Source organism: Mitsuaria sp. RG, assembly GCF_028369275.1.
Lineage (GTDB): Bacteria > Pseudomonadota > Gammaproteobacteria > Pseudomonadales > Pseudomonadaceae > Aquipseudomonas > Aquipseudomonas peradeniyensis.
On the sequence record NZ_JAQMYQ010000019.1, the window covers coordinates 90270 to 98063 of the forward strand.

Consider the following 7794-nt stretch of genomic DNA (forward strand, 5'->3'; position numbering starts at 1 on the left):
ATGCGCCGCCTCGACCTGGAATTCCAGCCCCGTCACAGCAGCCCCCTGGCCTGGTCGCTGCTGGCCCTGGGCGGCGCCGTGCTGGCGGTGCTGGTGCTGGCCCAGCAGCAACTGGTGAGCGAGCAGGTGGACCTTGAAGGCCGCGTGCATCAGCTCGAACTCAAGCTCGGCCGGCGCCCGGCCACCGCCGCCGTGCAGAGCAGCGCGGTGATCCGCGAGCAGGCCGAGCGCCTGGCACAGATGCGCAGCGTCTCGCAGCAGTTGCAGCGTCCCTGGCAGCAACTGTTCGCCATGCTCGAGGCGATGCCACAGGAAGACGTGGCGTTGCTCAGCCTCACCCCAGACGCACGCAAGGGCCAGGTCCGCATCAGCGCCGAGGCGCGCAACCTCGAGGCGATGCTGCAGTACCACCAGCGCCTGGAGCGCAGCGCCGAGCTGTCCGACGTGTCGCTGCTCAACCACGAAGTGCTGGCCGGGCAGGCCGAGCATCCGGTGCGTTTCAACCTCACCGCCACCTGGGAGACCGGCCATGCGCGTCCCTAGCCTGATTGTCCACGAAGCGCTGCGGCGCCTGGGCCGGGCAGGGCTGGCGGCGCTGCTGGTTGGCGCCCTGGCGCTGGCCATCGCCCTGGCCGGGGTGCTGCCGCACTGGCAGGCGGTGCGCGAGCTGCGCGCCAGCGAGGCCGATGCCAGCGCCCAGGTGCAGCGCCTGGCGCGCGGCGAGCTGAAGGTCCAGGCCCGGCCCGAGCAGCAGGCCCTGGACGAACTGCGCCAGCAGTTGCCCGGCCAGCCCCAGGCCAGCGAGCTGATCGAGCGCCTGTACCACCTGGCCAGCGCCGAGCGCATCAGCCTGTCCCGCGGCGAGTACGCCCTGGGGGTGGACCCTAGGACCCAGCTGGCGCGCTACCAGATCGTCCTGCCGGTGCGTGGCAGCTACCCGCAGATCCGCGGCTTCCTCAAGGCACTGCTCGGCCAGTTGCCGACCCTGGTGCTGGAAGACCTGGAGCTGCAGCGCAAGCGGATCGGTGACCGGGAACTGACCGGTCGTGTGCGCATGACCCTTTACCTGTCGAGGTCGTGATGAACACTCAGCGTGCGGTGATGTGGGCCGGGTTCCTCGGGGTGAGCGCCGCGCTGGCGTGGGCGCCGGGGCACTGGTTCGGCCTGGAGGACGAGGCGGCCGGCCCGATCGCGGGGCAAGCCCGCTCCCACGCAGCCCCCACCAACGTGGGAGCGGGCTTGCCCCGCGATGAGGCCACTAGCCCTTCACGCGACCTGTTCCCCAGCCAGCAATGGACCCCACCCCAGGCCCTGGCCACTGTCACCGAACAACCCGTGGTCACCGCCCCGGTGGCCGCCGCGCCCACCGCGCCGACACTGCCGTTTCGCTTCATCGGCCGCATGGGCGAACGCGACGACCTGCAGATCTTCCTGCAGAGCGGCGACAAGCTCTACGTCGTGCGCCAGGGCGACGTGATCGATGACACCTACCGTCTGGACCACGTCTCGGCCACCGAGCTGAGCCTGGTCTACCTGCCACTGCACCAGCCACAGACCCTGTCTGTCGGGAGCGCCCCATGAAATCGTCGAAGTTGTGCAAGCCTGCACCGTTCATGCTCCTGGCCCTGTGCGTGGCCATCGGCGGATGTGGCTCGAGCGCCGCGCGCAAGGACAGCCAGGAGCTGATCAAGGAAGGCCAGTACGAGGCCGGGATCGCCCGCCTGGAAGAGGCCCTGCGCGAGGACCCGCGTGACACCGAACTGAACATCGCCCTGGCCCACGGCCGCCAGGCCGCGGTCGAGGCGCTGCTGACCCAGGCCGACAGCGACCGTGTGCGCCACGACTTCGCCGGCGCGCGCATGGGCTACGGCCGGGTGCTGACCATAGAGGCCAACAACCGCCGTGCCCAGGAAGGCATCCGCCAGCTGGAGCTGATCCGCACCCTCGACGATCGCGTCGCCCTCGGCCAGGCGGCGTTGCGCCAGGGCGACCTGTTCGGCGCCGAGCGCTACATGCGCGAGGTGCTGCGCCTGGATCCGCAGAACCAGAAAGGCCAGATGCTGCGCAGCGACATCGAGAACGTCCAGGCGCGCACCGCCACGCCGTACCCGCAGCTGCGCAGCAAGCTGGAGCGCCCGGTGACCCTGGAGTTTCGCGATGCTGACCTGAAGACCATCTTCGAGGTGCTGGCCCAGGTCGCCGGGATCAACTTCATCTTCGACAAGGACCTGCGCCCGGACATGAAGGCCACCATCTTCGTGCGCGAGGTACGCATCGAGGACGCCGTGGCCCTGCTGCTGGAGCAGAACCAGATGCGCCAGAAGATCGTCAACGACAACACCCTGCTGATCTACCCGGACTCGCCGCAGAAGACCAAGGACTACCAGGAACTGGTCATGCGTACCTTCTACCTGACCAGCATCGACGCCAACACCGCGCTGAACATGGTCAAGACCATGCTCAAGACCCGCGACGTGTTCGTCGACGAGCGCCTCAACACCCTGACCATGCGTGACACCCCCGACGCCGTGCGCATGGCCGAGAAACTGCTGCAGTCCCAGGACCAGTCCAACCCCGAGGTGGTGCTGGAAGTGGAGGTGATGGAGGTGGCCACCTCGCGCATCCTCGACCTCGGCCTGCAATGGCCCAACACCTTCGGCGTGCTGACCAGCGACGGCAAGTCGGTGAGCGTGCTCGACCAGCTGCGCGGCATCGACTCCAGCCGCATCAGCATCTCGCCGGCGCCGCAGGCCAAGATCAACGCCCAGGACAAGGACATCAACACCCTGGCAAGCCCCGTGATCCGGGTCAGCAACCGCGAGCAGGCGCGCATCCACATCGGCCAGCGGGTGCCGATCATCAGCGCGACCTCGGTGCCCTCGACCCAGGGCCCGGTGATCACCGAGAGCGTCACCTACCTGGACGTCGGCCTCAAGCTCGAAGTGCAGCCCACCGTGCACCTGAACAACGAGGTGGCGATCAAGGTGGCGCTGGAAGTGAGCAACGCCACGCCCCTGGAGGCGACCCGCCAGGGCACCATCCCGGTCCAGGTCGACACCCGCAACGCCCAGACCAGCCTGCGCCTGCACGATGGCGAGACCCAGGTGCTGGCCGGGCTGGTGCGCAACGACCACAACGCCAGCGGCAACAAGATCCCGGGGCTGGGTGACATTCCCGGCCTGGGCCGGCTGTTCGGCAGCAACAAGGACGACATGAGCAAGTCCGAACTGGTGCTGGCGATCACCCCGCGCATCGTGCGCAACCTGCCGTACCAGAGCCCGTCGGACATGGAGTTCGCCACCGGCACCGAGTCGGCCCTGCAGGTGCGCCAGCTGGCCCAGCCGGTGCCGGCCAGCGCGGTGCCCACCGAGGTGCCGGGCAGCGAGTCGCAGGAGGCGCCGCTGGTGGAAGGGCAGATGGCGGTGGTGCCCGCCAGCCCGAGGCCACGGCCATGACACGCCGCCAGCAGGGCTTCAGCCTGATCGAGGTGGTGCTGACCCTGGCGCTGCTCGGGCTGCTCGCCAGCATGGCCGCGCCACTGACCGAGACCGTGGTGCGCCGGGGCAAGGAGCAGCAACTGCGCGAGGCCCTGTACCAGATCCGCGACGCCATCGATGCCTACAAGCGCGCCTTCGACGCCGGCTACATCGAGAAGCGCCTGAACGGCAGCGGCTATCCACCGAACCTGCAGGTGCTGGTGGACGGCGTGCGCGATGTGCGCAGCGCCAAGGGCGCGAAGTTCTACTTCCTGCGGCGCATCCCCCACGATCCGCTGCGCGCCGCCAAGGCCGACGACCAGGGCGGCTGGGGCCTGCGCGCCTACGACAGCGCGGCCGACAACCCGCGCGAGGGCGAGGACGTGTTCGACGTCTATTCCACGGCCGCCGGCAAGGGCCTCAACAACGTTCCCTACGGGCAATGGTGACGGCGATGAAACCGAGCAAGGGCTTTACCCTCATCGAACTGCTGGTGGTGATGGCGATCATCGCCACCCTGATGACCATCGCCATGCCGCGCTACTTCAACAGCCTGGAGGCCTCCCGCGAGGCCACCCTGCGCCAGAGCCTGGCGGTGCTGCGCGAGGCCCTGGACCACTACTACGGCGACACCGGGCACTACCCCGATTCCCTCGACCAGCTGGTGGAGCAGCGCTACCTGCGCAACACCCCGGTCGACCCGATCACCGAGCGCCGCGATGCCTGGCAGCTGGTGCCGCCGCCCGAGGGCGTGGCTGGCGGGGTGGCCGACATCAAGAGTGGAGCCAGCGGGAGGGCGCGTGATGGCAGCCTCTATGCCGAATGGTGAAACCGGCTTCACCTACCTGGGCGTGCTGCTGCTGATCGCCGTCAGCAGCGTGGCCCTGGCGGCCACCGGCACCCTGTGGGCCACCAGCGTGCAGCGTGAGCGCGAGCGCCAGCTGCTGTGGGTGGGTGGTCAGTATGCCCAGGCCCTGCGCAGCTACTACCGCGCCTCGCCGGGCCTGGCCCAGTACCCGCAGGAGCTGGGCGAGCTGGTGGAGGACAACCGTTTCCCGGCGCCGCAGCGCCACCTGCGCAGGCTCTACCCGGACCCGGTCGGCGGCGGCGAGGAGTGGGGCCTGCTGCGCGCGGTCGATGGCCGTATCACCGGGGTGTACAGCCGCTCCGAGACCGCGCCGCTCAAGCGCAGTGGCTTCGACGCCCAGTGGAGCGCTTTCGAAGGGCTGGAACACTACAGCGACTGGCAGTTCGTCGCCGAGCAGGCCTTTGCCGAGAGTGCCGGCGGCGCCCGTCAACACGCAGGCCCGGGAGAGGCGCCATGAAACGCCTGGCCACGTTGCTGTGCCTGTGCCTGGCCCTGCTGCAGGGTCAGGCCCGGGCGGGTGCCGAGGACGAGATGATGGGTTTTATCGTCGACAACACCATCTCGCACATCGGCCACGACTTCTATCACGCCTTCAGCGACCGGCTGCGCGCCACCAGCCGGCTCGACTTCAACCTGGTGGTGCGCGAACGCCCGGATGCCCGCTGGGGCAGCCTGGTGACGGTGGAATACGAGCGCGAGGTGCTGTACCGGCGTTTCCTGCCGCCCAACACCACGCAACTCAACGACGAGGCCATCGCGGCCGCCGACCTGGTCAGGCAACAGATCATCCAGCGCAAGCTGCAACGACTGCTGCAGGACACAACCGATCTGGAGAGGGACGAGCTATGAGCACCCATCTTGCACGACGCATCGCCGCCTGCCTGCTGGCTGCCGGCCTCGGTGGCCAGGCCCTGGCCACCGAGTTGGTGTACACCCCGGTCAACCCGTCCTTCGGCGGCAACCCGATCAATGGCACCTGGCTGCTGAACAACGCCCAGGCGCAGAACGACTACGACGATCCCGACCTCAAGGACCGCAGCTCGGCATTCGCCGGCACCTCGGCCCTGGAGCGCTTCAGCAACCAGCTCGAGTCGCGCCTGCTCGGGCAGCTGCTGGACAACATCAGCAACGGCAACACCGGCAGCATGTCCACCGACGCCTTCCTGATCGACGTCATCGACGACTCGGGGGCGCTGAGCATCAAGGTCACCGACCGGGCCACCGGGGAAGTCTCGATCATCGAGGTCAGCGGCCTGAACCCCTGAGAGGGACGGGTCTTTACTGGGGAGAGAACGCCATGAAACGCCTGCTGAGCACACTGCTGGTCCTCGCCGCCCTGGGTAGCCTGCCAGGCTGCGGCCTGCGCGAGCCGATGCCCGCCGAACAGGACCCCGAGACCCCGACGCTGACGCCGCGGGCCTCGACCTACTACGACCTGGTCAACATGCCCCGGCCCCGCGGCCGGCTGATGGCGGTGGTGTACGGTTTCCGCGACCAGACCGGGCAATACAAGCCGACCCCGGCCAGCTCGTTTTCCACCAGCGTCACCCAGGGGGCGGCGAGCATGCTGATGGACGCGCTCAACGCCAGCGGCTGGTTCGTGGTGCTGGAGCGCGAGGGCCTGCAGAACCTGCTGACCGAGCGCAAGATCATCCGCGCCTCGCAGAAGAAGCCCGACGTCGCGGAAAACATCCAGGGCGAGCTGCCGCCGCTGCAGGCGGCCAACCTGATGCTTGAGGGCGGCATCATCGCCTACGACACCAATGTGCGCAGCGGCGGTGAGGGCGCCCGCTACCTGGGCATCGGCCTGTCCCGCGAGTACCGGGTCGACCAGGTCACGGTCAACCTGCGGGCGGTGGACGTGCGCACCGGCCAGGTGCTGGCCAACGTGATGACCAGCAAGACCATCTACTCGGTCGGGCAGAACGCCGGGGTGTTCAAGTTCATCGAGTTCAAGAAGTTGCTCGAGGCCGAGGTGGGCTACACCACCAACGAACCGGCGCAGCTGTGCGTGCTGTCGGCCATCGAAGCCGCGGTGGGCCACCTGCTGGCCCAGGGCATCGAGCGGCGGTTGTGGCAGGTGGCGGGGGATGGGGCGGGGGACAAGGCGGTGCTGGACAAGTACCTGAGTCAGTATCAGCAGCCGTAAGTCGAGGTTACGCGCTTGCCTGTAGGAGCGGCCTTGCGCCGCGAAAGGGCCGCACAGCGGCCCCGGGATTTGCGCGCTAATGCAAAGATCGGCGGGGCTGCTTTGCAGCCCTTTCGCGGCACAAGGCCGCTCCTACAGGGGAAGTGCATTGCGGGGGGATCCTGGGTCCGGCCTCTTATCGTAGCGTTGCCGAGCTTGAACTATCGCCGGCATGTTCGACTCCGCCCAATGCGCCAGTTGTTCCACCGTGCCGCCCAGTGTCGCGCCCAGTTCGGTCAGGGCGTATTCGACGGTGGGCGGCACGGTCGGGTGTACCTGGCGTTCCACCAGACCATCGCGCTCGAGCCTCTTCAGGGTCTGCGACAGCACCTTCTGCGAGACCCCGGCGATATCCCGGCGCAGTTGGTTGAAGCGCACCCGCTCACCAGCGCTGAGGCGGTCGATGAGCAGCAGCACCCATTTGTCGGCCAGGCGATCGAGCACCAGGCGTGCCGGGCAGTTCGGGGCGAAGACGTCGTAGGCCGGGCATTCGCGGTAGTGGGCCATGGGTTACTCCAAGGTAATCAGGTGAGTGAAAAGTGCCTTCTTGAGCGCTTGGTCGGGGCTGGTTAGGCTGTTGTCCATGGTTCGCGGCCGCGCCATGCCCCCTTGTAAACGCACTGAAGGAAATCAGGATGAACACCGAAACCAAGGCTTCGGCGCTGCGTGCCGCCCGCTGGATCTCCACGCTGCTGCTGACTGCGGCGGCCAATCTGGGCAACGCCAGCGAACTGGTGACGCCGGTCACGCTGGTGGTCGACCAGAGCCTGCCCGAGGCCCAGGCGCAGCAGCAGATCCTCGCCGCCCGCCGCTACGACACCTTCTGGAACACTGGCGACGAGGCCATGGCCCGCGCCGCGCTGGCCGCCGACTTTCGCGACAACACCCTGCCGCCGGGGCGGGTGCAGGGCGTCGAAGGGCCGCTGAAGGCTTCCCGGGCATTCCGCGCGGCGGTGCCGGACCTGCGCTGCGAGGTGCTGCAGATGATCGTCGCGGGCGACCGGGTCACCGCTGCGCTGCGCTTCACCGGCCATTTCACCGGCACGCTGGGCGAGCACCAGGGTCAGGGCCAGGCCATCGACTTCATCGCCATGGACATCTATCGCATCGCCGATGGCCGCATCGCCGAGGACTGGCATCTGGAGGACAACCTGGCGTTCATGCGTCAGGCGGGGTTGGTGGGGCTGTAGGAGCGGGGGGGGGGGGGGGGGCGGGGGGGGCCCCCCCCCCCCCCCCCCACAGGGCCGCAAAGCGGCCCCCAT

General features: G+C 68.5%; 12 protein-coding genes. 11 read left to right on the forward strand and 1 reads right to left on the reverse strand.

Features of this window, described 5'->3' with window-relative positions:
• Genes POF53_RS13000 through POF53_RS13045 form a run of 10 tightly spaced genes read left to right on the forward strand, consistent with a single transcriptional unit; the run spans position 1 to position 6493 of the window.
• Positions 1-543, forward strand: coding sequence for a PilN domain-containing protein (locus tag POF53_RS13000; RefSeq protein ID WP_110739465.1), 543 nt, complete (start codon positions 1-3; stop codon positions 541-543).
• The gene (locus tag POF53_RS13005; RefSeq protein ID WP_203646726.1) at positions 530-1081 is read left to right on the forward strand and encodes a GspMb/PilO family protein; all 552 of its coding nucleotides are present in this window, start codon (positions 530-532) and stop codon (positions 1079-1081) included. The genes POF53_RS13000 and POF53_RS13005 overlap by 14 nt, the downstream gene beginning before the upstream one ends.
• Positions 1081-1581: a hypothetical protein gene (locus POF53_RS13010; protein ID WP_232855121.1), complete on the forward strand. Its 501-nt coding sequence runs from the start codon at positions 1081-1083 to the stop codon at positions 1579-1581. The genes POF53_RS13005 and POF53_RS13010 overlap by 1 nt, the downstream gene beginning before the upstream one ends.
• Entirely contained in the window at positions 1578-3455 is a 1878-nt protein-coding gene (locus POF53_RS13015; protein ID WP_232855120.1) for a secretin GspD/PilQ domain-containing protein, read from the forward strand. Before POF53_RS13010 ends, POF53_RS13015 begins: the two co-directional genes overlap by 4 nt.
• Entirely contained in the window at positions 3452-3925 is a 474-nt protein-coding gene (locus POF53_RS13020; protein WP_232855119.1) for a type II secretion system protein, read from the forward strand. The genes POF53_RS13015 and POF53_RS13020 overlap by 4 nt, the downstream gene beginning before the upstream one ends.
• 5 nt (positions 3926-3930) lie before the next feature.
• On the forward strand, positions 3931-4305 hold the full coding sequence (locus tag POF53_RS13025; protein WP_096050074.1) for a type II secretion system protein: 375 nt from the start codon (positions 3931-3933) through the stop codon (positions 4303-4305).
• The gene (locus POF53_RS13030) at positions 4292-4801 is read left to right on the forward strand and encodes a type II secretion system protein (RefSeq protein ID WP_498968011.1); all 510 of its coding nucleotides are present in this window, start codon (positions 4292-4294) and stop codon (positions 4799-4801) included. The genes POF53_RS13025 and POF53_RS13030 overlap by 14 nt, the downstream gene beginning before the upstream one ends.
• Positions 4798-5193, forward strand: coding sequence for a curli production assembly/transport protein CsgE (gene csgE / locus POF53_RS13035; RefSeq protein ID WP_203646718.1), 396 nt, complete (start codon positions 4798-4800; stop codon positions 5191-5193). Before POF53_RS13030 ends, csgE begins: the two co-directional genes overlap by 4 nt.
• Complete coding sequence (locus POF53_RS13040) at positions 5190-5609, forward strand: curli assembly protein CsgF (protein ID WP_050705917.1); 420 nt, start codon at positions 5190-5192, stop codon at positions 5607-5609. Before csgE ends, POF53_RS13040 begins: the two co-directional genes overlap by 4 nt.
• A 32-nt stretch (positions 5610-5641) precedes the next feature.
• Positions 5642-6493: a CsgG/HfaB family protein gene (locus POF53_RS13045; RefSeq protein WP_186735546.1), complete on the forward strand. Its 852-nt coding sequence runs from the start codon at positions 5642-5644 to the stop codon at positions 6491-6493.
• A 132-nt stretch (positions 6494-6625) separates the two neighbouring features.
• Here the strand turns inward: POF53_RS13045 and POF53_RS13050 are convergent, their stop codons facing one another.
• Entirely contained in the window at positions 6626-7039 is a 414-nt protein-coding gene (locus tag POF53_RS13050; protein ID WP_232855117.1) for a winged helix-turn-helix transcriptional regulator, read from the reverse strand.
• A gap of 128 nt (positions 7040-7167) precedes the next feature.
• Between POF53_RS13050 and POF53_RS13055 the strand changes: the two genes are divergently transcribed.
• Positions 7168-7722 (forward strand): ester cyclase, encoded by a 555-nt coding sequence (locus tag POF53_RS13055; RefSeq protein WP_232855116.1) that lies wholly within the window; start codon positions 7168-7170, stop codon positions 7720-7722.
• Positions 7723-7794: the final 72 nt, after the last annotated feature.

Bases quoted from the DNA above. Each gene is read 5' to 3' on its own strand.
- POF53_RS13050 (WP_232855117.1), bottom strand. From the start codon at position 7,039: ATGGCCCACTACCGCGAATGCCCGGCCTACGACGTCTTCGCCCCGAAC.
- POF53_RS13055 (WP_232855116.1), top strand. From the start codon at position 7,168: ATGAACACCGAAACCAAGGCTTCGGCGCTGCGTGCCGCCCGCTGGATC.
- POF53_RS13020 (WP_232855119.1), top strand. From the start codon at position 3,452: ATGACACGCCGCCAGCAGGGCTTCAGCCTGATCGAGGTGGTGCTGACC.
- POF53_RS13040 (WP_050705917.1), top strand. From the start codon at position 5,190: ATGAGCACCCATCTTGCACGACGCATCGCCGCCTGCCTGCTGGCTGCC.
- POF53_RS13045 (WP_186735546.1), top strand. From the start codon at position 5,642: ATGAAACGCCTGCTGAGCACACTGCTGGTCCTCGCCGCCCTGGGTAGC.
- csgE (WP_203646718.1), top strand. From the start codon at position 4,798: ATGAAACGCCTGGCCACGTTGCTGTGCCTGTGCCTGGCCCTGCTGCAG.
- POF53_RS13005 (WP_203646726.1), top strand. From the start codon at position 530: ATGCGCGTCCCTAGCCTGATTGTCCACGAAGCGCTGCGGCGCCTGGGC.
- POF53_RS13015 (WP_232855120.1), top strand. From the start codon at position 1,578: ATGAAATCGTCGAAGTTGTGCAAGCCTGCACCGTTCATGCTCCTGGCC.
- POF53_RS13025 (WP_096050074.1), top strand. From the start codon at position 3,931: ATGAAACCGAGCAAGGGCTTTACCCTCATCGAACTGCTGGTGGTGATG.
- POF53_RS13030 (WP_498968011.1), top strand. From the start codon at position 4,292: ATGCCGAATGGTGAAACCGGCTTCACCTACCTGGGCGTGCTGCTGCTG.
- POF53_RS13000 (WP_110739465.1), top strand. From the start codon at position 1: ATGCGCCGCCTCGACCTGGAATTCCAGCCCCGTCACAGCAGCCCCCTG.
- POF53_RS13010 (WP_232855121.1), top strand. From the start codon at position 1,081: ATGAACACTCAGCGTGCGGTGATGTGGGCCGGGTTCCTCGGGGTGAGC.